At 63.3% G+C, this 22,225-nt stretch carries 22 protein-coding genes; 15 read left to right on the top strand and 7 right to left on the bottom strand.

Translation table 11 applies throughout. From position 1 onward, the window contains the following. Nucleotides 1-191 precede the first annotated feature (191 nt). The 4 genes from AC1DB0_RS20585 (at nucleotide 192) to AC1DB0_RS20600 (ending at nucleotide 2,646) form a co-directional block, all read left to right on the top strand. Nucleotides 192-368, top strand: a complete 177-nt coding sequence (locus tag AC1DB0_RS20585) for a hemagglutinin repeat-containing protein (RefSeq protein ID WP_476757530.1) — start codon at nucleotides 192-194, stop codon at nucleotides 366-368. A 526-nt stretch (nucleotides 369-894) separates the two neighbouring features. Further along, nucleotides 895-1,605, top strand: a complete 711-nt coding sequence (locus AC1DB0_RS20590) for a hypothetical protein (RefSeq protein WP_476757531.1) — start codon at nucleotides 895-897, stop codon at nucleotides 1,603-1,605. A 245-nt stretch (nucleotides 1,606-1,850) separates the two neighbouring features. After that, on the top strand, nucleotides 1,851-2,180 hold the full coding sequence (locus tag AC1DB0_RS20595) for a hypothetical protein (RefSeq protein WP_346553461.1): 330 nt from the start codon (nucleotides 1,851-1,853) through the stop codon (nucleotides 2,178-2,180). Between the two features lie 7 nt (nucleotides 2,181-2,187). After that, nucleotides 2,188-2,646, top strand: coding sequence for an immunity 42 family protein (locus tag AC1DB0_RS20600; RefSeq protein ID WP_346553462.1), 459 nt, complete (start codon nucleotides 2,188-2,190; stop codon nucleotides 2,644-2,646). A gap of 755 nt (nucleotides 2,647-3,401) precedes the next feature. Here the strand turns inward: AC1DB0_RS20600 and AC1DB0_RS20605 are convergent. Beyond that, the gene (locus AC1DB0_RS20605; protein WP_175171746.1) at nucleotides 3,402-4,034 is read right to left on the bottom strand and encodes a LysE family translocator; all 633 of its coding nucleotides are present in this window, start codon (nucleotides 4,032-4,034) and stop codon (nucleotides 3,402-3,404) included. A 93-nt stretch (nucleotides 4,035-4,127) separates the two neighbouring features. Between AC1DB0_RS20605 and rsmB the strand changes: the two genes are divergently transcribed. The 7 genes from rsmB (at nucleotide 4,128) to AC1DB0_RS20640 (ending at nucleotide 13,582) form a co-directional block, all read left to right on the top strand. Then, complete coding sequence (rsmB, locus tag AC1DB0_RS20610; protein ID WP_427949240.1) at nucleotides 4,128-5,465, top strand: 16S rRNA (cytosine(967)-C(5))-methyltransferase RsmB; 1,338 nt, start codon at nucleotides 4,128-4,130, stop codon at nucleotides 5,463-5,465. A gap of 39 nt (nucleotides 5,466-5,504) precedes the next feature. Then, entirely contained in the window at nucleotides 5,505-6,095 is a 591-nt protein-coding gene (locus AC1DB0_RS20615) for a DUF4390 domain-containing protein (protein ID WP_156336368.1), read from the top strand. Then, nucleotides 6,092-8,407: a sensor histidine kinase gene (locus AC1DB0_RS20620; protein ID WP_476757532.1), complete on the top strand. Its 2,316-nt coding sequence runs from the start codon at nucleotides 6,092-6,094 to the stop codon at nucleotides 8,405-8,407. Before AC1DB0_RS20615 ends, AC1DB0_RS20620 begins: the two co-directional genes overlap by 4 nt. An 11-nt stretch (nucleotides 8,408-8,418) precedes the next feature. Then, nucleotides 8,419-9,111: a response regulator gene (locus tag AC1DB0_RS20625; RefSeq protein ID WP_054420624.1), complete on the top strand. Its 693-nt coding sequence runs from the start codon at nucleotides 8,419-8,421 to the stop codon at nucleotides 9,109-9,111. Further along, nucleotides 9,108-10,487, top strand: coding sequence for a Trk system potassium transporter TrkA (gene trkA, locus AC1DB0_RS20630; RefSeq protein WP_054420623.1), 1,380 nt, complete (start codon nucleotides 9,108-9,110; stop codon nucleotides 10,485-10,487). Before AC1DB0_RS20625 ends, trkA begins: the two co-directional genes overlap by 4 nt. 53 nt (nucleotides 10,488-10,540) lie before the next feature. Further along, complete coding sequence (locus tag AC1DB0_RS20635; protein WP_054420622.1) at nucleotides 10,541-12,010, top strand: TrkH family potassium uptake protein; 1,470 nt, start codon at nucleotides 10,541-10,543, stop codon at nucleotides 12,008-12,010. Nucleotides 12,011-12,337: 327 nt separating this feature from the next. Beyond that, nucleotides 12,338-13,582 carry a YbdK family carboxylate-amine ligase gene (locus AC1DB0_RS20640; RefSeq protein WP_476757533.1) on the top strand — a complete coding sequence of 415 codons (1,245 nt, stop codon included), beginning with the start codon at nucleotides 12,338-12,340 and terminating at the stop codon, nucleotides 13,580-13,582. Nucleotides 13,583-13,609: 27 nt separating this feature from the next. On the opposite strand, the gene AC1DB0_RS20645 is transcribed toward AC1DB0_RS20640, so the two are convergent. Continuing rightward, the gene (locus tag AC1DB0_RS20645) at nucleotides 13,610-14,545 is read right to left on the bottom strand and encodes a methyltransferase domain-containing protein (protein ID WP_054421346.1); all 936 of its coding nucleotides are present in this window, start codon (nucleotides 14,543-14,545) and stop codon (nucleotides 13,610-13,612) included. 249 nt (nucleotides 14,546-14,794) lie between these two features. On the opposite strand from AC1DB0_RS20645, the gene AC1DB0_RS20650 reads away from it, so the two are divergent. Both AC1DB0_RS20650 and AC1DB0_RS20655 read left to right on the top strand, forming a co-directional pair. Beyond that, nucleotides 14,795-15,346, top strand: coding sequence for a ComF family protein (locus AC1DB0_RS20650; protein WP_476758729.1), 552 nt, complete (start codon nucleotides 14,795-14,797; stop codon nucleotides 15,344-15,346). A 173-nt stretch (nucleotides 15,347-15,519) separates the two neighbouring features. Further along, nucleotides 15,520-15,990, top strand: a complete 471-nt coding sequence (locus AC1DB0_RS20655) for a tRNA (cytidine(34)-2'-O)-methyltransferase (RefSeq protein ID WP_054420619.1) — start codon at nucleotides 15,520-15,522, stop codon at nucleotides 15,988-15,990. 28 nt (nucleotides 15,991-16,018) lie between these two features. Here the strand turns inward: AC1DB0_RS20655 and AC1DB0_RS20660 are convergent, their stop codons facing one another. The 5 genes from AC1DB0_RS20660 to AC1DB0_RS20680 are packed head-to-tail and all read right to left on the bottom strand — an operon-like array spanning nucleotide 16,019 to nucleotide 19,468. Next, nucleotides 16,019-17,011 (bottom strand): Bug family tripartite tricarboxylate transporter substrate binding protein, encoded by a 993-nt coding sequence (locus tag AC1DB0_RS20660; protein ID WP_175171751.1) that lies wholly within the window; start codon nucleotides 17,009-17,011, stop codon nucleotides 16,019-16,021. A gap of 49 nt (nucleotides 17,012-17,060) precedes the next feature. Next, nucleotides 17,061-18,146, bottom strand: coding sequence for an NAD(P)H-dependent glycerol-3-phosphate dehydrogenase (locus tag AC1DB0_RS20665; RefSeq protein ID WP_054420617.1), 1,086 nt, complete (start codon nucleotides 18,144-18,146; stop codon nucleotides 17,061-17,063). A gap of 15 nt (nucleotides 18,147-18,161) precedes the next feature. After that, nucleotides 18,162-18,704, bottom strand: a complete 543-nt coding sequence (secB, locus tag AC1DB0_RS20670) for a protein-export chaperone SecB (RefSeq protein WP_054420616.1) — start codon at nucleotides 18,702-18,704, stop codon at nucleotides 18,162-18,164. Between the two features lie 39 nt (nucleotides 18,705-18,743). Next, complete coding sequence (grxC, locus tag AC1DB0_RS20675; RefSeq protein WP_054420615.1) at nucleotides 18,744-19,001, bottom strand: glutaredoxin 3; 258 nt, start codon at nucleotides 18,999-19,001, stop codon at nucleotides 18,744-18,746. A gap of 44 nt (nucleotides 19,002-19,045) precedes the next feature. Then, entirely contained in the window at nucleotides 19,046-19,468 is a 423-nt protein-coding gene (locus AC1DB0_RS20680; protein WP_054420614.1) for a rhodanese-like domain-containing protein, read from the bottom strand. Nucleotides 19,469-19,652: 184 nt separating this feature from the next. Here AC1DB0_RS20680 and gpmA point away from each other — a divergent pair, with 184 nt between their 5' ends. Both gpmA and AC1DB0_RS20690 read left to right on the top strand, forming a co-directional pair. Next, a complete protein-coding gene (gene gpmA / locus AC1DB0_RS20685) occupies nucleotides 19,653-20,405 on the top strand; it encodes a 2,3-diphosphoglycerate-dependent phosphoglycerate mutase (RefSeq protein ID WP_054420613.1) in 753 nt (250 codons plus the stop codon). 188 nt (nucleotides 20,406-20,593) lie between these two features. After that, the gene (locus AC1DB0_RS20690; RefSeq protein ID WP_054420612.1) at nucleotides 20,594-22,207 is read left to right on the top strand and encodes a murein hydrolase activator EnvC family protein; all 1,614 of its coding nucleotides are present in this window, start codon (nucleotides 20,594-20,596) and stop codon (nucleotides 22,205-22,207) included. Nucleotides 22,208-22,225 lie beyond the last annotated feature (18 nt).

The raw sequence follows: 22,225 nt of genomic DNA on the forward strand, positions 1-22,225 counted from the left end.
CCTTGCATCCAAAGTTGAAGACCTATCTGATTGTGACGCCGCGATCGAGCACACTGTTAATTGTCCGTTGGGGCCAAAGATGGGTGGGTCGAGGCAGTTTCGTCACCCTAAAATAAAGGGCTAGTTGTGATTCATTATAGGACGGCGACATCTACAACAGCGGCACCATCGGCGTACGCGACGCCACCTTCGTGATCGCCGCCAACATCGTCAACCAGGCCGGCGGCCTGATCCAAGGCGCCGTCGTCAGCCTGGCTGCGCGCGATGATCTGACTAACCTTGTGTCGCGTATCAAGGGCGACAACGTCGCGCTGTCGGCCGGCCGTGACATTGCGCTGACGTCCACATCGGCGTCGCAAAGGCGGTAGTGATATTGCGCCCCTCGCTTCTCCGATTTCCAATGTAATTGGTGATTACTTAAAATTGAGGTATGCAAGTTAATATTTTTATGAGATTTATAAAAAAAATAAAAGCGATATTTATCCGTGATGGAAATTTCGCCCCTTCTTTCGAGCTTTTTTTGTAATCGTTGGCGGTGGGGCGGTTTTTCTCGATTTAGACATCTGGCGGACGGGTTGGTTATATATAGTCGGGTTTGTGGTTGGCGGTGTTGGTGGCTATGCCGCCCGGGAAGATCAATTGGGTATTCGCTCGTTTGAACCTTCTCCGTATCCTCGTGGGTGGTTGAAAGGGCGAAAGCCGAATAATGGAAAAGAAAAGTCTGATTCAGATGGATCGAACTGATGATGCTTTGGGATCGATATTGAGCGCCAGCCTGTTTTGCACAGTGGCTATCGGTGCAAAGATAATTTTCTATAAATTTCAAGTGAATGCTGCGGTCCGATAAGTAATCCTGGCTTTGGTGTTTCCGAAATTCATTTGGTTTGATCGTTAATGAAATTGGCGAATATCGGGAGAAACAAATATATGCGCTCACGCAAACCTCTCGCGGTAGCCCTGTTGTTGGCATCTTCCGGTTGCTCGTTCATCATGGGTTCATCACCCAAGGCATTAATGTCGAATCCGGGGCCACAGGAGAAAATCAGTCCGGTTCTGATATTTACCTCCGACTGCGATTTCAAAGAGAAAATCGACGGCATTGGAATTGTGGGTGCGAGAACAGCCTATCCTGCCTCGTACGCCGCCGAAGCGGTATGCAAGGCGTTGAATAGCGAGCTCCCAAATGCTATGGACTCCGCGGGCGTCAAGGCAACTGTTAAAGCCCGCCCTGTGGAGGCCCACACAGCCAGGCCTCCAACGATGAAAGAGGACGCAGCGTCTGCCGGGGCGAGGTACGTGGTGGTCGTCGGTAGGGCCAATGGATTCGCAGGCTATCAACAATATCCTCCCAGCGTGGGCGTCATCATTCGTCTGTATGACGCCGTATCTGGCGAATATCGAGCCATGGCCGAAGAAACGTATCGGATATCTCTGCGCGATTTCTCGAATCGCGGTCCTACAGCAGAAGGGCAGAAAATTGCGGCTAGCATGGCGAATAAGCTCGCGCGTACGATGTTGAAGCGATGCACTGAGAAGTACTCATATCAGTGCGAGAAGTTTGGAGAACTGCGCTTTGCTGAGCCACGAGATTCGTACGGCAAATGATGCAGAACGTGGAGGCTGGCGCTTGTTGAATTCGCCGCGAAGACGTGGATTCGCCCCTGTACTGTCCGTCGGGCGTTCTAGATCTGATGTGAATTCGAAAGGCGGCTCGCAGCTTGAGAGTTACGGGCCGGCCAAGCAACTCCTCGTCAACGGCGTGCAGTTCGCCGTGGACAACGGCGGCAAGCTTGGCGCGGCGCTGACCGAAGCGCAGCCGCGCCAGCTGATCACCCACCTAGTCCGGCCGGTTGTCCATCACGCTGCCCGACGGCACCACCGAGACCGTGCTGGTCCTGCAGGTCTACCTGCTGTTTCGCGAAGGCGACTTGAGGGGCGACGCCACCCTGATGGCAGGCCGCGACATTGTGCTTACTCCCCCATCGGCGTCGCAAAACAACGGCGCGACGTGCAGTTCATACATCTCGGGCGTCTCTCGTGTGGACGCCGGCAGCCTCAACATGCAGGCGGGACGCGACGTCACCTTGACGGCGGCGCAGGTGGCACCGCCAAGGACGGCGTGCGCGTGCAAGCGGGCCGGGGCGAGATACCAAGCGACGTGCAAAAACAGTTGGGGGTGAAACTAAAATGATAGTAGGTGATCCATTCAATTTCTCGCTCCAGTTTGATGTTGTCGATAATTGGAATTTATCTGATGATTCTTGGAGGAATGGGGTTTTTTTCTTATATATAAATGGAGAAAGAGTTTTTAGTGTGGTGGATGTATTTGAGTTAAGAACAATAATTTCTTTCTACTCTAATGCGCCCATTGAAGAGCTGCGTGTTAATGATACGCAGATCGATAGTTCAGAGCTTTATAAAGTTGCGAGCGAGTATTTTTGGGGTGACGGCTCTGAATTGTTGGATGGCTTATTTGACTTAACAGCCACTGCAATGAGTGATAGTGCGTGCTTTCTCTATTTTATAAAGACCAGTGTTGGGGATAGACTTGTTTGGAAGGTGGGTAGTGAGAGGGTAAAAGAGCTATATCTGGAGGTGGGTACTGTGTTGGATGTGATTAAGAGGCTCCGTTCTTATAATTTGTAAGGGCAAAAGGCGGAGTTCGGCAGTGTTCATTGGTGTTCGAAAGAGCCCATGGACTAACGTTTCGGTCAAGGCCAAAGTCCGTTCGGCATATATCATGGCCTGAAGGGTAAGCAGCGAGATGGTCGGCCGGTCTTTCCGGTTGTTGGATTCATAGGCTGGCCTCAGTTTTCGGCTCTCGGCCAATTTGCCGACTAGCCACATCAAGAACGTGGCTAACGCGTGGATCACCAACAAGATCTGCAGACGCGTGGCACCTGCGCTTTGACTATCCTCGAACGCGAACTCGAACTGGTGGGATTTCAAGCTTCGAAAATTTGCCTTTAGGGGAGGCGTCGTCAACGGCGATCGATTCCCTATGTCAGTATTGGAAGTGCTGTAAATTGCAGCGATCAGGTGCGTGCGCACTGATCCATCGGAAGATGCTGCGCTCCGCGCTGGAGATCTGAGTAGGTAATCGCCCAGACGGGCGGCGGCCTGCGTCGGCCACGATTAAGAGCGACTTCAAGTCCGTCATGAAGCAGACAGGCCTGTGGACCTGCCATGCCGGCTATCAGACCGCCCGGTACTACGCCGCATGCATCGCCTAGTGGTGGTTTCGGCTTTGACAACAGCACTTACAGGGGCAACCGCGGAAGTCGCAAAAGCGTTCCCGTTAACTCCTTGCCAGGATTTAACGGCCTCTAATCAAGCGCCTCGAACAAATTCCAGCGCCATCCAATCCGCTTTCCGCCAGTTCCCCGCCACCCACCCGCCCCTCAAGCCCCCCGCCGATACAGCGCCAACGTCCCCGCCAGCCCAATCATCAACCCCCCACAAACCCGATTCAGCCAGCGCAGTCCCGACCCCTGAAACGCCCGCACCAGTTGCGCGCCCAGCGTCGCATAAACCAGCATCGTCAATATATTGATCGTCGCCAGGACGCCCGCCACGATGGCGTATTGCATTAACAGCGGCGCTTGCGGGTTGATGAATTGCGGTAGAAACGCGGACATAAACAACAGCGCCTTGGGATTGGTCAGCGCCACCAGGAAGCTGCGCATGCCCAGCGCCAACCCGACCGGGCGGGCGTCGGCTGCCGAGGCCGATGATGGCAAGACCAGTGCCGAATCCGATCGCAGCATCTTCCAACCCAGATAAGCCAGATACGCCGCGCCCACCCATTTAATAATCTGAAAGGCGACTTCCGACGCCGCCAGCACCACGCCCAGGCCGGACGCCACCGCGCCGACCAACATCAAATCCGCCAGTACCGCACCCGCCATGCCCCAACTGGCGGCGCGCACGCCGTGGCGCGAGCCGTTGCTCATGGCTAGCAGGGTGGTGGGGCCCGGCGTCACGATGGCGACGGCCGAAGCCAGGATGAACAGCAGCAGCGTGGCGGTGGTCATAAAGGGCTCCCGGGGCAGCGGCAAGTTTGACGCGCGGGCCGCCATTCGTCCAGGTGCGGCTACCATATCGGTCTTATCCTTTGAATTCCCACCATGTCCACGCGTTCCGACTCCCCCAATCTTGCCCCCCCGCTTTCCTCCGTTCTTCTTTCCAGCGCGGGGGTGGTCGAGGGCGTGCTGGACGGCCGTTCCTTGACGGACGCGTTGACCGACGTCAGTTCCGCCCTGCGTCCGGCCACCCAGGCCGTGTCTTTCCACGCGATGCGCTATCTGGGTTGGGCTGATGCCGTCGGCCGTGAACTGGTGCAGCGCTATCCCAGCGTGCTGTTTGAATCGCTGTTGCTGGTGTCGCTGACCTTGCTGAAAGAAGAGGGCGAAGCCGCTGCGGCGCTGCCCGGTATGCCGGTGTATGCGGCGCACACGGTGGTGGACCAGGCCGTGACGGCTGCCTCCAATACTCGCAGCCTGTCGTCATTCAAGGGCATGCTGAATGCCTGCCTGCGCCGTTTCCTGCGGGAGCGTGCGGCGCTTGAGGCCGCCGTGGCCGACAGCCCCGAGGCGCAATGGAACCATCCCGGCTGGTGGGTCAAGCAGTTGGGCGTGGCCTATCCCCAGCAATGGCGCGAGATCCTGGAATCTGCCAATGTGCCGGCGCCGTTGACGCTGCGTGTGAACCGCCGCCGCGCGACCCGCGAACAGGTGCTGGCCGCTTTTCAGGCGGCAGGGTTGGCGGCGGAGCCGGTGGGCCAGTCTGGTCTGGTGCTGGGCAGCCCCAAGCCTGTGACCCAGTTGCCGGGTTTTGCGGAAGGGTGGTGGTCGGTGCAGGATGCGGGCGCGCAGTTGGCGGCCGAATTGCTGGCCCCCGCTGACGGCATGCGGGTGCTGGACGCCTGCTCGGCGCCCGGCGGCAAAACGGCGCATCTGCTGGAGCTGGCCGACATTGATCTGGTGGCGTTGGATGCCGACGGTGAACGCCTTGAGCGCGTGGAAGAGAACCTGGGCCGCCTCGGTCTGGCTAGCAACCGTGTGCAGTTGCAAGCCGCCGATGCCGCCGATCTGGACGCCTGGTGGGACGGCAAGCCCTTTGATGCGGTGCTGGCGGACGTGCCCTGCACGGCCTCGGGCATCGTGCGCCGGCATCCCGACATCCGCTGGTTGCGCCGTGAAAACGACGTGCGCCGCACCGCCACGCTGCAAGCCAAGATTCTGGATTCGCTGTGGCAAACCGTCGCGCCCGGCGGCCGGCTGCTGTATGTGACGTGCTCGGTGTTCCCGATCGAGGGCGCCCGCCAGGCGCTGGAATTCATGCAGCGTCATCCGGAAGCCCAGCGGCTGGACGCGCCGGGCCAGTTGCTGCCAGTTGCGCTCAATGCAACACCCGCCGAGCAACATGACGGGTTTTTCTACGCCTTGTTTGCCAAGCAGTCCTGAATCACCAAGAATAGGGGCATGACGGTGTTTCGGTGTCGTATGTCCACTATTTCGCGTTTATTTCTTGGGTTGTTGCTGGTATCTGCCTTGCTTTCGTTAGTGCCGGGCGGCGAAGTTTATGGCGCCGAGCCCAAGGTCACCCGGGTTGAACCGGCCGTGCGTAACGGCAAGCTCGAGATCGACGCGGACATCGAATTTGAATTGAACCAGCAGTTGCGGGACGCGGCTCAGCGCGGCGTCCCGCTTTATTTCACCGCCGACCTCACCATGACGCGCGAGCGCTGGTATTGGTTCGACAAGTCCCTGGTGGACACGTCGCGCACCTGGCGGGTGGTCTACAACGCCCTGACCCGGCAATGGCGCGCGGGCGTGGGCGAGCTGTCTTTCCCCGTGGCCTCGCTGGATGACGCGATGAGCGTCATCCGCCATATCCGCAACTGGCCGGTGGCGGATGCCGCTGATTTTGACCAAGGGGTACTGTATGGCGGCCAATTGCGTTTGCGCCTGGACACCTCGCTCTTGCCCCGGCCGTTCCAGGTCAACGCCTTGAATAGCAGCTCGTGGGCGCAGGGGACTCCCTGGATGGACTTCTCGTTCATGCTGAGCGACAAGGAGAAAGATCCCTCATGAGGCTGTTGCTTCGGCTGGCCCTGATGGTGGGTGCCGTAAGCGGCCTGGCGTTGCTGGGCTTGCTGGCATGGTCCACGGGCAATGCCTCGCGCTTTGCGCGGTATTACGACACGCTGCTGGTGTTGAACGGCATCTTCGCCCTGGCGCTGTTTGTCTGGGTGGTGGCGCTGACGGTGCGGCTGGCCCGGCAGATCCGGCGCCGGCAATTCGGCGCGCGCCTGACCGCGCGCTTTTCACTGGCTTTTGCGCTGATCGGCGTCGTCCCGGGCGCCCTGATCTACACCGTCTCCGTGCAGTTCATGTCGCGATCCATCGAATCCTGGTTCAACGTGCGCGTGGACACGGCGCTGGAAGCCGGCCTGAACCTGGGCCGCGCCGCGCTGGATTCGCTGCTGGCTGACCTGGATGCGCGGGCCCGATCGATGGCGATGGAGCTGAACCGCAGCACCGACAGCGGCATAACCTTGGCCCTGACGCGCTTGCGTGAAGCCAATGGCGTGCAAGAGGCCATGGTGTTCACGGGCAGCGGCCGCATGATCGCGTTTTCGACCAGCCAGTACGGGCAGCTGCTGCCCGCGATGCCGCCGTCGACCGTGATGAACCAGTTGCGTCTGGCGCGCGGCTATTCGGCGGCTGAAGCCGATGACCCCGTCACGCCCGGCGTCGAGGGCGGCCTGCATCTGCGCGTGGTGATTCCGCTGACCGGGCCTGAGCGTTACGACAATCTGTTGGGCGCTGCGTCCGAACCGCGCTGGCTGCAACTGCTGCAACCCGTGCCTGAGCAAATCGCGCACAACGCCAATCTGGTGCAACAAGGTTTCCGTGATTACCAGGAACTTGCGTTGTCGCGGCTGGGCCTGCGCAAGCTCTACGGCATTACGCTGACGCTGGCGCTGCTGCTGGCGGCATTCGGCGCCATCGCCGTGGCGTTGTCGCTGTCCAAGCGGCTGGTGCGTCCGCTGCTCAGCCTGGCGGGCGGTACGCAGGCGGTGGGTGTGGGGGATTACCGGCCGCTGCCGGAACCCCCGGAACGCGACGAAGTCGGCCAGCTGACGCGGTCGTTCAACGCCATGACGCGGCAACTGGATGAGGCGCGGCGGATGGTCGAAAGCAATCGCCAGCAGCTGGAGCGGTCGAACGTTTATCTGGAAAGCGTGCTGTCGAACCTGTCTTCCGGGGTGCTGGTGTTTGACGAGTCGTTCCGCGTGACCACCGTCAACCAGGGCGCCCAGACCATTTTGGGCGCGGACCTGCGTTCGGTGATTGGCCGGCCGCTGGAAACCGTAGACGGCATGCTCGAATTCGCCAACATCGTCCGGCAGGCGTTTTCGACGCACGCGGCGGTGGGTTCCGAGCGTCAGCACTGGCAACAGCAATTTGAAATCGGCCCCGCTCAGGGGGGCGCTCCCACGGCGCCGCATCCGCTGACCTTGCTGACTCGCGGCACCCATCTGCGTGTGGATGGGCGCGGCAACGGGTATCTGGTGGTGTTCGACGACATCACCGAAGTGATCTCCGCCAACCGGACCGTGGCCTGGGGCGAAGTGGCGCGCCGGCTGGCGCACGAGATCAAGAACCCGCTGACGCCGATCCAACTGTCGGCCGAGCGCCTGGCCATGAAGCTGGAAGGCAAGCTGCAACCGGCCGAGGCCCAGATCGTCACGCGGTCCACGAACACCATCGTGAATCAGGTGGCGTCGCTTAAGCAGATGGTGGACGATTTCCGCGAATATGCCCGCACGCCGCCGGCCGTCATGCAGCGCATTGATTTCAACGCGCTGGTGGCCGACGTGCTGTCTCTATATGGCTGGGAGCCCGATGGCGCGGCGTCTCGCCATGTGGGCAAAGCGCTGAACCTGGACGTGAAGCTGGAGCCGGGCCTGCCCGAAATTGAAGGCGACCCCACCCAGTTGCGCCAGGTCATACACAACCTGCTGTCTAATGCCCGCGACGCGATTGCCGAGCTGGGCGGCGAGGGCCGGGTCAGCGTCACGACCCAGTTAATGCGCAGCGAACAGCCCGACCGGGCCGATCAGCAGGCATTGAGATTTACCGTTGCCGACACCGGGCCGGGCTTTCCGGCGCAGGTGATGCAGCGCGCGTTCGAGCCCTACGTAACCACAAAGTCCCACGGGACTGGGTTAGGATTGGCAATCGTACGCAAGATTGTGGAAGAGCATGGCGGACGTATCGACCTTGCCAACCGCAAGGAAGGAGGCGCGCGGATTTCCATCTTGTTGACCCGGTTGGCTCCCGGGACAGACACTATGGACGCGACCGCGCAAGAAAAGGATAATGCGGCTACGCAATAGGTGGATGCTTTATGGCCAGAATTCTGGTGGTTGACGACGAAGTCGGTATACGCGAGCTTTTGTCGGAGATCCTTTACGACGAAGGACACACGGTCGAACTGGCCGAAAACGCGGCGCAAGCGCGCGCCGCACGCCTTCGCATGCGTCCTGATTTGGTGTTGCTGGACATCTGGATGCCCGACACCGATGGCGTGAGTTTGCTGAAGGAGTGGGGCTCGCAAGGCCTGCTCGACATGCCGGTGATCATGATGAGCGGCCACGCCACCATCGATACGGCAGTCGAAGCGACGCGCATCGGCGCCATGGATTTCCTGGAAAAACCGATCACGCTGCAACGTCTCTTGAAGACCGTTGCGGCGGGTTTGGCGCGCGGCCGCGCGCCGCATCCGGCGCCGGTTGCCGCACATCCTGCCGCCGCCAGCGCCACCGTGGCGCTTGAAGACGAGCTTGATCCCCCCGTGCTGACGACGGCGCCCGCCAATGACGCGCCGGTGGCGTCCAACGGGCTGCTGGGCAGCATTTCGCTGGATCAGCCGCTGCGGGAAGCGCGCGACGAGTTCGAACGCATCTATTTCGAATACCACCTGGTCCGCGAAAGCCACAGCATGACGCGTGTGTCGGAACGCACCGGGCTGGAACGTACTCACCTCTACCGCAAGCTCAAGCAATTGGGCATCGAGTCGGCGCGCAAGCGCAGCACATGAAAATCCTGATCATGGGCGCTGGTCGCGTAGGCACCAGCGTGGCCGAAAACCTGGTGTCCGAGGAAAACGACATCACCGTGGTGGATTCTGATCCCACGCAATTGCAGTACCTGCAAGAACACTTCGACTTGCGGGTCGTCCATGGCGACGGCTCGCAAGTGTCGGTGCTGGAAGCCGCTGGCGCCGCTGATACCGACCTGTTCATCGCCTGTGCGGCCTCTGACGCCGCCAACATGGTGGCGTGCAAGATCGCCCGCCAGCTGTTCAACATCCCCCGCCGCATTGCCCGCATCCGCTCCGCGGAATTTCCGGAACACCCGGAATTGATGAGCGAAGACGGTTTCTGCATCGACGCCCTGATCAGCCCCGAACGCAGCGTCACGACCTATCTGCACAGCCTGATCGAATTTCCCGAGGCCTTGCAGGTTGTGGAATTCGCCGAAGGCCGCATCAGCGTTGTCACCGTGCGGGTCGGCCACGGCAGCCCGATGGCGCATTCGTCCGTCGACAAGCTGCGTGATGTCTGGCCGGACGTAAAGGCGCGCGTGATCGACGTCTTGCGCGGCGGACGCCCGCTGCGGGCGGGCAGCGGCACCGTGATCGCCCCGGGTGACGAAGTCGTGCTGGTGGTGGATTCGCGGGATGCGCGCCGTGCCGTGCGTCAGTTGCGCGATGCCGAGCGCGCCGTGCGCCGGGTGATGATCGCGGGCGGCGGCAATATCGGCCTGCGTCTGGCGCGCCAGCTGGCCGAAGAAAAGTACAGCGTCCGCATCATCGAGCGCGACCTGAAGCGTTGCGAATACCTGGCGACCCAGTTGCCCGACAGCGTACTGGTGCTGCATGGCAGCGGCACGGACGAGGCCCTGCTGGAACGCGAAAATATCGAAGACATGGATACCTGGCTGGCCCTGACCAGCGACGACGAAGACAACATCATGTCGTCGTTGCTGGCCAAGCGGCTGGGCGCTCGCAAGGTGATCGCGCTGATCAACCGGCAGGCGTATGGCGAGCTGATGCAAGGCAGCCATATCGACATCGCCGTGTCGCCGTCGCAGGCGACGATGAGCGAACTGCTGCGCCATGTGCGGCGCGGCGACGTGGCGGCCGTGCACCGGCTGCGCCAAGGCGTGGCGGAAGCGTTGGAGGCCATCGCCCACGGCGACCGTTCCACCTCCAAGGTGGTGGGCCGGCCGGTTGGCCAGATCAGCCTGCCCAAGGGCGCCAGCATCGGCGCTCTGGTCCGGGGTGACGAAATCATCATGCCCGACGCCGACACCGTTATCGAAACGGACGACCACGTGATCGTCTTTGTGCCCTCGCGCCGGCAGATGCCGCGCGTGGAAAAGCTGTTCCAAGTCTCGGCGTCCTTCTTCTGATGCGCGCCGTTCCCATGCCCCCTTGCGGGCCACGCGCCGCTGGATAGGCTCCCATGAAGCGCGTCCTGGGCACCCTCTATATCTTGGGTCTGACCATGGTGATGTTCGCCCTCACCATGCTGATTCCGTTGGTGGTCGCGTATGTCGGCGGCGACGCCGCGCGCCAGGCGTTCCTGAATGGCTTCCTGATATCTGTGGGCATCGGGGGCGGGCTGGCCGCGTTGACCCGGCGCAGCCGCTGTGAACTCCGGGCGCGTGACGGCTTTGTGTTGGTCTCGGCCGTGTGGGCCGGGCTGCCGCTGTTGGCCGCGATTCCGCTGATGCTGTACTTCCACGGCGCGGGGCTGCCACTGTCGTTCACGGGCGCCTATTTCGAGGCCATGTCCGGGCTGACGACCACCGGCGCCACGGTGCTGACCAACCTGGACGCCTTGCCTGCGTCGATCAACCTGTGGCGCGCCACGCTGATCTGGATTGGCGGCATGGGCATCCTGGTGCTGGCCGTGGCGATTTTGCCGCTGCTGGGCGTGGGCGGCCATCAGGTCGTGCGGGCCGAAACGCCCGGGCCCATGAAGGACGAGCGCCTGACGCCGCGCATCGCCAGCACGGCCAAGGCGCTGTACGCGGTGTACTTCGTGTTCTCGATCCTGTGCTTCCTGGCCTACCGGGCGGTGGGGCTGTCGTGGTTTGAAGCCTGGTGCCACATGGCCACCACGATGGGCCTGGGCGGTTTTTCCACCTGGGACGATGGGTTCGCCCACTTCGATTCGGTGGCCGTGGAAATGGTGGCCATGGTGTTCATGCTGATCGCCGGCATCAACTTCGCCACCCACTTCAACGCCTTCCGCCAGCGCAGCCCGCGCGCCTACGTGCGGTGTCCGGAAGCCATTCCGTACCTGGTCATCGTGCTGGGGGTGGGGCTGGTCATTTCGGTGTTCCTGTACGTCAAGGGCGTCTACGCCGAGCCGCTGGAAGCGCTGCGCTACGGCATGTTCAACACCATTTCGATGGCCACCACCACCGGTTACGCCAACACGGACTTCGCGCAGTGGCCCCTGTTTGCACCGCTGACGATGCTGCTGCTGTCCGGCTTCGCGACGTCGGCCGGGTCAACCGGGGGCGGCATCAAGATGATTCGCGCGATCCTGCTGGTCAAACAGGCGCGCAACGAGCTGGTAACAATGTTGCACCCGCATGCGGTCAGCCCGGTGCGAATCAACGGCCGGGCCGTTGAGGGCCGCACCATGTCGTCCGTGCTGGCCTTCATGCTGTTCTACGGGCTTTCTATCGCGGTTTTCACAAGCCTGCTGCTGCTCTCTGGGCTGGACCCGATTACGGCGTTCTCGGCCGTTTTCGCCAGCGTCAACAACACCGGCCCGGGCTTGGGCCCGGTGGGCCCCATGGGCAACTTCGCCGTGCTGTCTGATTTCCAGATCTGGGTCTGCACCTTCGCCATGCTGATTGGCCGCTTGGAATTGCTGACCGTGCTGGTGCTGTTCACGCCCATTTTCTGGCGCAAATAAGGGCCACCGGGCTCGAATTTTCACCCGGGATAACCCGATAAAGGGTTATCCCACCCCCTCTCGAAATCCGCTTCCTGACTTGGATTGCCGCCGCCATCGGCCCGCAACCCGCGCCGTTTCTATGTTGTAAGCACTTGCTCACTTATCCTCAGAGGGCAAAACTGGATGCTTCGCGATGTTGCACACAAATGTCACGATTTTCAATCGTTTTGCCACAAACCTGCGGCTATCATGCGTTCACAAGCTGCCGTCTAGTGCCCCCCGGGATGTTGCCGGGCTTCAAGGTCGAACGGCGCATCCCTCATCAAACATTCAAAGGAGTCCGAGATGGAACAGATCCCGTTCATTTCGTCGGCCCCCAACACCTTGGGCATCGAACTCGAGCTGCAACTGATCGACCCCCGTAGTTTTGATTTGACCGCTGCCTCCGATGAACTGTTGGCCCAGATGGCCAACCACCCCATTGCCGATCGCGTTAAACCGGAAATCACGCGGTCAATGATCGAACTGAATTCCTCGGTGCATGAGCTCCCCATGGGCCTGCTGGCCGAAATGCGCGAGATGCGCGACGCCTTGGTCGAAGCCGCCGACGCGGTCGGCGTATCGGTCGCAGGCGGCGGGGCGCATCCGTTCATGCGGTGGCAAGAGCGCTCTATCTCGGACACCCCGCGCTTCCAGTACCTGGCCGAAATGTACGGTTACCTGGCGCGTCAATTTACGGTTTTCGGCCAACACATCCACTTGGGCGTGAAAAGCGGCGACGATTCCATCAAGCTGCTGCGCCGTCTGTCCCCCTATGTGCCGCACTTCATCGCGCTGTCGGCCTCGTCGCCGTACTGCGAGGGCGTGGATACGCTTTTTTCGTGCTCGCGTCTGAACGCGGTGAACAGCTTCCCGCTGGCTGGCCACATGCCGCCTGAAGTAAAGGACTGGTATCAGTTCGAGGCCCATCTGGCCCAGCTGCGTGAATACGGCCTGGCGGAAAGCATCAAGGACTTGTACTGGGATATCCGCCCGAAGCCGGAGTTCGGCACGGTCGAGATCCGCGTCTGCGACACCCCGCTGACGGTTGAACGCGCTTGCCAGATCGCGGCATTCGCTCAGGCCCTGGCGGTGCTGCTGATGCGTGAAGAGGACCCCAGCGACAAGGCGTGGCTGTCCTATCGCAGCAACCACTTCCAGGCTTGCCGTTTTGGCTTGCAGGGCAGTTATGTCACGCCGGACGGCCAGCGACTGCGCCTGATGGACCATCTGCGCGCCTTGTTCCAGCGCCTGATGCCGGTGGCGGAAGAGCTGGGCACGGGCGACATGATCGCCGCGCTGCGCGACGAAGCCATGCGCAGCGGCAACGATGCGCGCTGGCTGCGCAGCCAGTTTCATCGCCTGCGTGACCTGCCGCTGGTGGTTGACGCCATGGCGCATGCCTGGCGTGGCGAGTCGGCGGCTGCCGCTGCCCCGGCGGAACCCACGGCGGTGCTGCGCCGCCGTATCCGGGCGAACTCTGAGCCGATGCAGCCTTTGTCGGCCTCTGAACCGGGGGTCAGCGTGCCCCTGCCGGAACGCCTGCACTAGGTACGCGTTCCGGGGCGCGGACCCTGTTCAGGGGTTTCCGCGCTGCCGGCCGCCGATGGCGCTGACGGACAGCCGGGTTTCTCCGGCCACCGTTCGATGCGCGGCGGCGCGCCAAGCGTGGCCATAGGCCACTTCAATACTCAATGCGATCAGCCCGTCGGGCCGTCGCTGCGCTTCCAGCGCGGCGACGAGGCGGTCGCGCCAGTCGCGGCCGACCAGCCCGCCACGACGGCCTTCAGCCGGGTTGCCGCCTAGCGCGCGCACGTCCGCCAGCAGCTTTTCGGGGCTGCGGTAGGTCAAGGTCAGGATTTCCTGGTCCATGACCGGGTCGGCAAAGCCGTTTTCCACCAGCAGGTCACCAAAGTCGTGCATGTCCACAAAGGACGGCGTGGCGGTGGCCAGGCCGGCGTCGGTCAACGCCTGGCGCAGCTCGCGCAGCGTGGCCGGCCCCAGACAGGAGAACATCGCTAGCCCGCCCACCTTCAGGATGCGCCGCCATTCGGCCAGTACCGCATGCGGGGCGCGGTGCCAGTGCATGGCCAGGTTCGACCAGACCAGTTCCAGCGATTCCGGGGCCAGCCCCGTCTCCGCCAGATCGGCGTTGACGAAGGCCGGGGCAGACGGGCCGCGGCGGGCCAGCTTGCCGATCCAGGCGCCCAGGCCCGCAGGCGCGTGGCGCTTTCTGGCCAGCTCCAGCAGCGGTTCGCAATTGTCCAGCCCGGTGTAGGCGGCATCTGGGTAGCGTTCGCGCAGCAGGGGCAGGTTATCGCCGGCCCCACAGCCCGCATCCAGCATCGCTTGCGGTTGTACGCGTATGTATTGCAGGCGGCCAAGCATGCGGCGGGCCACTTCGCCATACAGAAATTGAGCGTCAGACAAGTCGCCACGGCGGGCAAACTGGCGCGGCACATCGGCGCTGACGATGGGAAGAGTGGGGAGAGGGGCGGATTCTGGCAGGGACATTTCGGTCACGCCCGCGACGTCGCCGCGGGGCGGAACATGATTTCATGGGGGATGGCACCCATTATTGCGCATCCCGGCCGACGTACCCGATTGCCCCTACAGGCCATGGGGCGGTGGTTGGCGGCCCGAATCGGCTGCGACTGCCCGCTGTGCGGCGCGCGTGTGGCGGGGGCGCGGCTATGTGGTGGGTGCCAGGCTGACATCACCTTTGCTCCGCCCGGCAGCCCGCCGCGTTGTCCGCGTTGCGCCTTGCGCTTACCCAATACGGCGTCAACCTGTCCGGCTTGTCTGGGCGCCCCGCGCGCCTACCTGCGCACGATCGTCGCGTTCGACTACCTGCCCCCCGCTGACGCCCTGATTCGCATGCTGAAGACCCAGCTGCGCTTGAGCATGGCGCCGGTGCTGGCGCGCCTGCTGGCTGACGCCGTTCGCAGCGAAGGCGGGCTGCCCGAAGGCATCTTGCTGGCGCCCATTCCCGCCAGCCGAGCGTCGCTGCGCCTGCGCGGCATGAATCCGGCGGCGGAGATCGCGCGCAGTTTGTCGGCGGAACTGCATGTGCCGCTTGTCCGCCACGCGCTGCGCAGGCGGCGCGAAACGCCCCGGCAGACCGCGTTGGGCCGGCGCGCTCGGCAGCAGGTGGCGGCGGGCGTGTTTCTGGGCGCGCCATCGGTGCGGGGCCGGCATGTCGCGGTGGTGGACGACGTCATGACCACGGGCAGCACCGTTGAAGCCGCCGCCGTCGCCTTGCTGGCGGCGGGCGCGGCCGGGGTGACCGTGCTGGTGKTCGCCCGTACGCCGTGACCCCGAACGCCTTGCGCCGCAAATCGGCGACAATTCCGCCAGGCGGCGCGTCGCTGCTCCGCATTCCGTCCGCGTTTTCGCCGTCTTGTATTGGGGGCTCGGCTTTCGGCCTAGCCCCTTCGCCCAGACCCGCCGCCCAGACTTTCCCCTAGCCTTCGCCCTGTAGCCCCACCATGTTCCACGTCATCCTCGTCTGCCCCGAGATTCCCCCCAACACCGGCAACGCCATCCGCCTGTGCGCCAACACCGGTGCCCAATTGCACCTGGTGCGCCCGCTGGGTTTTGAATTGGACGATGCCCGCATGCGGCGCGCCGGCCTGGATTATCACGAGTGGCAGCCCGTGCGTGTGCACGACACGTTGCAGGAAGCGCTGGACGATACGGGGGCGGACGCCTCCAGCATCTACGCGCTGACGACGCAGGCGCAGCGCAGCGTGGCAGACATCGGATTCAAGCCGGGGGATGTGTTCGTATTCGGCCGCGAGACGGCCGGGCTATCCGACGAACATCAGGCGATGTTCGCGCCCCAGCAGCGCTTGCGCTTGCCGATGCGCGCCGGGCAGCGCAGTTTGAACCTGTCAAACGCCGTCGCGGTGACGGTGTTCGAAGCGTGGCGTCAGCAAGGGTTTGAAGGCGGCGTGTAAGCACGCCGCCTGTTCCTGAACGGCGCGCTTAATCCAGCGACAGGTTCAGCTTTTCAATCACCTGGTCCCAACGCGCCTTCTCATTCTTGATGCGGGCGGTCAGGGCTTCCGGTGTGGACGGCGCGGGCGTGAAGTACTGCAACGCCAGTTGCTTGCGCACGGCGTCGCTGTTGATGATGCGGGCCAGCTCGCTATTGAGCCGTTCAACGATCGGGGTGGGTGTGCCTGCGGGGGCCAGCACCGCGTTCCACGAAATGGCTTCGAAGTCGGGGTAGCCTTGCGAGGCCATCGTCGGCACGCCCGGCAGCGCTTCGCTGGGTTGCAGGCTGGTCACGGCCAGCAGCTTGACCTTGCCGTCGCGCGCTTGCGGCACGGCGATGGCGGGCACCATGAACCCGGCTTGCACATCGCCGCCGATGATGGCGGTAATGACCTGCGGGAAGCCGGAATAGGGAATGTGCGCCAGGTCCACACCGGCGCGTTCCTTGAACATTTCCATCGCCAGATGCGCCGAACTGCCCGGGCCGACCGAACCGTAGTTCAGCGAGTTGCCGCGGCCTTTGACGAGTTTGACGAAGTCCTGGACGTTGTCGACCTTCAGGCTGCCCGGCACGACCAGCACGTTGGGGCTGGTGCCTACCAGCGAGATCGGCGCGAGATCGTTGATGGGGTCATAGCCCAGCGTCTTCTTGTACAGCGTGGGGGCCGTGACCAGCGGGCCGTTGATCGTGTAGAGCAACGTGTAGCCGTCGGGTTTGGCCTGCGACACGATGCGCGTGCCGATGTTGCCGCCCGCACCCGGCTTGTTGTCGATGACGATGGGCTGGCCCAGCGCTTGCGACAGCGGCTCGGAAATCGTGCGCGCCAGAATGTCCGGCGACGAGCCGGGCGGGAAGGGCACGACCATATGGATCGGGTGATCGGGCCAGTCGGCATGGGCGGCGGCCGGCAGCACGGCGGCTAGAGCCAGGCACAGGCCGCGCAGAAGCGGGCCGACCCGGAGCTTGCGGGTTTGCGTCATGAAGGATGTCTCCTCGAAAGGGGGCGGGTGTTTTGTTGTTAGGGTGAAATCAGAGGTGACCGCCCAGCGATTCGTCGTCCAGCGGGCCGCTGGCGTCCGCGCTTTCGTCGCGCGGGTCGCGCGCAAGCAGGGCGGACACCGCGGTCATGGGGGCGACGCCGTCAAACAGCACGGCGCAGACGGCTTCGGTGATGGGCAGTTCGACGTTGATGGCGCGGGCGCGGTCGCGCGCGGCGCGGGCGCAGCGCACGCCTTCGGCGGTGATGCCGCTGGCCAGAATGTCGGCCAGCTTGCGGCCGGCGCCGATTTCCAGGCCCACGCGGCGGTTGCGCGACAGTTCGCCCGTGGCGGTCAGCACCAGGTCGCCCAGGCCCGTCAGGCCGGCGAAGGTGCTGGCGCGTGCGCCCAGCGCAACGCCAAAGCGGGTCATTTCGGCCAGGCCGCGGGTGATCAGCGCGGCGCGGGCGTTGGTGCCCAGCGCCAGCCCGTCGCCAATGCCACAGGCGACCGCAATCACGTTTTTCAGCGCGCCGCCCACTTCCACGCCGACCAGATCAGCGCTGGCGTACACGCGCAGCGCCGCGCCGTGAAACGCGGATGTGGTGGCGTCACGCAATGCGGTGCTGGTGCTGGCGACCGTCAGCGCAACCGGCAGGCCTTGAGCGACTTCGCGCGCAAACGACGGGCCCGACAAGGCGCCGCCGATGGCGTCAGGCAGCGCCTGGCGCATGATTTCGTGGGGCAGCCTGGCCGTGTCGGCTTCAAAGCCTTTGCACGTCCAGACGATGGGGGTGTCTTGTAATCCCAACGCGGGCAGCCGGCGCGACAGTTCGCTGCAAATGGCGGTCAGCCCGGCCACAGGTACGCCCAGCACGATCAGGCGGCGTGCGCCCTCGTCTTGCAGGCTGCGCAGCGTGGCGTCGAGATCAGAGGAAAAATTCAGGGACTTGGGCAGAGAGATGCCCGGCAGATAGCGCGCGTTTTCATGCGTGGCGGCCATGGCGGCAGCCTGCGCGGCGTCGCGCGCCCAAAGCGTGGTGGCGTGGCGGCGGCTGGAGGCCGCCGCCAGCGCGGTGCCCCAACTTCCCGCACCCAGAACAGCAACGCGCAAGCGCGGCTCGGTGGGATGGTTCATCGGGGCGTGGCGTGCTTACTGGCGGGTGGCGCTGGCGGGCAGGATGATGCCCGAGTCGCTGCCGTTGCCATTGCCGTTGGCGGCGCCTTGCTGCTGCTGTTGCAACTCGGCCAGGCGCTGTTCGTACAGAGCTTGGAAGTTGACTTCGGTCAGGTGCAGCGGCGGCATCGAGGTGCGGGTGATCGCATCGGCGATGTTGGCGCGCAGGTACGGGTACAGCATCGTCGGGCAAACAATGCCCAGCAGCGGATCGAGCTGCTCTTCGGGGATGTTGGCCGCTTCGAAGATGCCGGCTTGCGTGCCTTCAACCAGGTACACGACCTTGTCGTTGATGCGGGTCGTGACGGTGACGGTGACCGTGGTTTCGAACACGGTTTCGGCCAGGCGCTGGCCGCCCACGGTGATGCTCACTTCAACCTGGGGGGCTTCTTGCTCCAGGAAGACGTGGGGCGCGTTCGGCATTTCCAGCGAAAGGTCTTTCAGGTAGACGCGTTGCAGATTGAACGAGGGCGCGTCGTTGCCGCCTTCTTGCTGGGTGTTTTGGTCTTGATCAGCCATGAGTGTTTCCGTTGGTGGGAGGGGGCAAAGGTAAGGCGATTAGCCGTTCAGCAAGGGGGCAAGGCCACCCGAGCGATCCAGGGCCATCAGGTCGTCGCAACCGCCGACATGGGTATCGCCAATAAAGATTTGCGGCACGGTGCGTCGGCCGGTACGTTCGATCATGACATCGCGCTGGGACGGGTCCCGGTCGATCTGGATGATTTCCAGGTCACTCACGCCGCGTTGCTCAAGCAGAGCCTTGGCGCGTGCGCAATATGGACAATAGTCCTTGCTGTACATGACAACTTTATTCATAGGCGCTCCTGAGGATTCAAGATGAAAAAGGGGGCGAGCCGCGCTCAGCCCTTTTGGGTGACCGGCAGGCTGGCGGCCGACCAGGCGCGCATGCCGCCGTCCAGCGGCACGACGTCCGCGAAACCCTGGGCGCGCAGCTTGGCGGCGGCGCGGGCCGAGTCACGGCCGTTATCGCACACCACAACCAGCGGCTTGTTCTTGGGCAGCGACGCGGCCTTTTGTTCGAGATCGGCGGCCGGCACGTTGCGGGCCTGGGCGATATGGCCGGCCTGGAACTGTTCGGCGGGGCGCACGTCAACCCAGACAGCGTTGCGCTGGTTGACCATCTGAATGGCTTCGCCGGTGCTGACGGCCGAGCCTGAGCGGCCCTTGCGCAAGGCTGGAATCGCCAGCATCACGCCGGAGATCACGGCCACGCCGACGATGAAGACGTTGTTTTTATCGAGCAAGAATTGCAAAAGATCCACGGGGCATCCTGAAGGGTGGCGACGAGCCTGGTAACGGCGAACCCGAGATGAAATCCGGGTCGCCGCGCCAGGGAAATGGACGGGTGCGCCGGGGCTAAATCAAGGGCAAAATCACTCAATTATAAAATGAGCGCATTCTTTAACCATCCTTTAACTTTAACCCGCGCGGAAAGCGTGCCAAACCATGCATAAACTCGTTCTGATGCGCCACGGCGAAAGCCAGTGGAATCTGGAAAACCGTTTCACCGGCTGGACCGACGTCGACCTGACCGAAACCGGCCGCGAACAGGCCCGCAAGGCGGGCGAATTGCTGAAGAAAGAGGGCTACACCTTCGATCTGGCCTATTCGTCGCTGCTCAAGCGCGCCATCCGCACCCTGTGGATCGCGCTGGACGCCATGGACGCCATGTACACCCCGGTCGGCGTGAACTGGCGCCTGAACGAACGCCACTACGGCGCGCTGCAAGGCTTGAACAAGGCCGAGACCGCCGCCAAGTATGGCGACGAGCAGGTCCTGATCTGGCGCCGCGCCTACGCCATCGCCCCGGAACCGCTGGCGCTGGACGACGAACGCCACCCGCGTTTCGACAGCCGCTACGCCAAGATCCCGGCTGACCAGCTGCCCGCCACCGAGTGCCTGAAAGACACCGTGGCCCGCGTGCTGCCGTTCTGGAACGAATCGATCGCCCCGGCCATCCGCGCCGGCCGCAAGGTGCTGGTCGCCGCCCACGGCAACAGCCTGCGCGCCCTGATCAAGCACCTGGACAATGTGTCGGACGACGACATCGTCAACGTGAACATTCCGACTGGCCAGCCGCTGGTCTACGAATTGGATGATGACCTGCGCCCGATCCGCCACTATTATCTGGGCGACGCCGCCGAGATCGAGGCGGCCATGGCTGCGGTCGCAGCCCAAGGCAAGGCTAAGAAGGACTAAAGGACCTGTTCACACCAGATGGAACCTCGCATGATTGCGCAATCACCCTTCGGGCAGGCTGAAAATCGGGCGCCTGGCGTTGTTGTAGCCTCCTTGCGTGGTGCAGGCCACGCGGCGTCGGCCACGCCTAGCCCGGCACCCGATTTTCAGCCTGTGCGAGGCTCCCTCCGGTGAGAGCAGGTCCTACTATGCGTCGCACGGCAGGGGTGTTGTTGGCGGTCATGTTGACCGGCGGAGCGTTGTCGGCTCGGGCCGCGCCCAACGACCTTGCCGGACGCCAGTCCGACGCTGAGCGTCAGCAGGCCGCCTTGCGGGATCGCATCGAAAACCTGCAAAAGGATATCGATGGCCGCGAGGCCGCCCGCAAGGAAGCCGCCGATGCGTTGAAGCAATCGGAATCGGCCATCTCCAAGATCAACCTGCGCCTGCGGGAGCTGGCCGAGGCCAACCGCCAGGCGCAGGCGGACCTGACCGGGCTGGAAAAGCAGATCGGCGTGCAGGAAACCGTGCTGGCCAAACGCCGCACGGAACTGGCCGAACAATTGCGCACCCAGTACACCAGCGGCTTGTCGCCGTGGACGGCGCTGCTGTCTGGTGACGATCCCCAAGTGCTGGGCCGCAACCTGGGTTACCTGGATTACGTGTCGCAAGCCCGCGCCAACGCGGTGCAGGCCTTGCGCGAAGACATCGAACGCCTGGCCGCATTGCAGACGCGTGCCGACGCCCGGCGCGCGGAAATTGAAAAAGTCGTGGCCGAGACCTCGGAGCAGAAGACCGCTCTGGTCGGCCAGCAGAAAGAGCGCGCCACCTTGCTGGCGCAGCTGGAAGGGCAGATTGCCGCCCAGCGCGCCGAGGCCAACAAGCTGGGCCGCGATGATCAGCGCCTGTCGCGCCTGATCACCGATCTGGATGCGGCCATCGCCAAGCAGATCGAAGAGGCCCGCAAGGCCGAGGAAGCGCGCAAGAAGGCGGAAGAGGCCCGTCGTGTGGAAGAAGCCCGCCGCGCCGCCGAAGAGGCCAAAAAACGTGCCGAGGCCGAACGCCGTGCGGACGAAGCCCGCAAGAAGGCCGAGGCCGACCGCAAGCTGGCCGCCGACGCTGCTGCGCGCCGTGATCGCGATTCGCGGGATGCCCGCGATGCCGCGCAGGCGCGTGAACAAGTCGAAGCGGCCTCGCGGCAGAATCGCGGGCCGGTCGCCGTGGCCGACCCGGACGCCGCAGGATTACGTCCGGCTGAACAGAAACACACGCGTTTGACCGATCCGGTTCAAACGCCGCCCGCGGCAGCGGAAAAACCCGCAGAAACGCCTAAAAAAGCGGAACCTAAAGCGGAACCTGCCGAGCCCGAAACCACTCCAACCCGCAGTGCATCGGCTCAGCAGGCCAGCCGCGCCGCGCCTGCGGTCGGCGGCGGCAGCGGTTTGAAGCATGGCCTGGCCATGCCGGTGCGCGGCCAGGTGCAAGGCCGTTTCGGGGTCGACCGCCCGGATGGCGGCGTTTGGCGGGGCGTGGTGCTGCGCGCGCCGGAAGGCACGCCTGTCAAGGTGGTGGCCCCCGGCACCGTGGTCTACGCCGAATGGTTGCGGGGTTTTGGCAACCTCATCATTGTGGATCATGGCCAGCAATACCTGACGGTCTATGCTTACAACCAAAGTCTGCTCAAACGGGTGGGGGATTCGGTGACAGGTGGCGATACTATTGCTACGGTAGGGGCAACCGGCGGCCAAGTGGAATCCGGCCTATACTTTGAAATTCGCCATCGTGGCGCTCCTGTGGACCCGGCCCAGTGGCTGGCCCAATAGGTTGGTAGGTAAAGTCGT

The sequence above is a fragment of the Achromobacter sp. 10T422 genome (assembly GCF_056394065.1).

Bases quoted from the DNA above. Each gene is read 5' to 3' on its own strand.
- AC1DB0_RS20590 (WP_476757531.1), top strand. From the start codon at position 895: ATGAAATTGGCGAATATCGGGAGAAACAAATATATGCGCTCACGCAAA.
- AC1DB0_RS20600 (WP_346553462.1), top strand. From the start codon at position 2,188: ATGATAGTAGGTGATCCATTCAATTTCTCGCTCCAGTTTGATGTTGTC.
- AC1DB0_RS20605 (WP_175171746.1), bottom strand. From the start codon at position 4,034: ATGACCACCGCCACGCTGCTGCTGTTCATCCTGGCTTCGGCCGTCGCC.
- rsmB (WP_427949240.1), top strand. From the start codon at position 4,128: ATGTCCACGCGTTCCGACTCCCCCAATCTTGCCCCCCCGCTTTCCTCC.
- AC1DB0_RS20615 (WP_156336368.1), top strand. From the start codon at position 5,505: ATGTCCACTATTTCGCGTTTATTTCTTGGGTTGTTGCTGGTATCTGCC.
- AC1DB0_RS20620 (WP_476757532.1), top strand. From the start codon at position 6,092: ATGAGGCTGTTGCTTCGGCTGGCCCTGATGGTGGGTGCCGTAAGCGGC.
- AC1DB0_RS20625 (WP_054420624.1), top strand. From the start codon at position 8,419: ATGGCCAGAATTCTGGTGGTTGACGACGAAGTCGGTATACGCGAGCTT.
- trkA (WP_054420623.1), top strand. From the start codon at position 9,108: ATGAAAATCCTGATCATGGGCGCTGGTCGCGTAGGCACCAGCGTGGCC.
- AC1DB0_RS20635 (WP_054420622.1), top strand. From the start codon at position 10,541: ATGAAGCGCGTCCTGGGCACCCTCTATATCTTGGGTCTGACCATGGTG.
- AC1DB0_RS20640 (WP_476757533.1), top strand. From the start codon at position 12,338: ATGGAACAGATCCCGTTCATTTCGTCGGCCCCCAACACCTTGGGCATC.
- AC1DB0_RS20645 (WP_054421346.1), bottom strand. From the start codon at position 14,545: ATGTCCCTGCCAGAATCCGCCCCTCTCCCCACTCTTCCCATCGTCAGC.
- AC1DB0_RS20655 (WP_054420619.1), top strand. From the start codon at position 15,520: ATGTTCCACGTCATCCTCGTCTGCCCCGAGATTCCCCCCAACACCGGC.
- AC1DB0_RS20660 (WP_175171751.1), bottom strand. From the start codon at position 17,011: ATGACGCAAACCCGCAAGCTCCGGGTCGGCCCGCTTCTGCGCGGCCTG.
- AC1DB0_RS20665 (WP_054420617.1), bottom strand. From the start codon at position 18,146: ATGAACCATCCCACCGAGCCGCGCTTGCGCGTTGCTGTTCTGGGTGCG.
- secB (WP_054420616.1), bottom strand. From the start codon at position 18,704: ATGGCTGATCAAGACCAAAACACCCAGCAAGAAGGCGGCAACGACGCG.
- grxC (WP_054420615.1), bottom strand. From the start codon at position 19,001: ATGAATAAAGTTGTCATGTACAGCAAGGACTATTGTCCATATTGCGCA.
- gpmA (WP_054420613.1), top strand. From the start codon at position 19,653: ATGCATAAACTCGTTCTGATGCGCCACGGCGAAAGCCAGTGGAATCTG.
- AC1DB0_RS20690 (WP_054420612.1), top strand. From the start codon at position 20,594: ATGCGTCGCACGGCAGGGGTGTTGTTGGCGGTCATGTTGACCGGCGGA.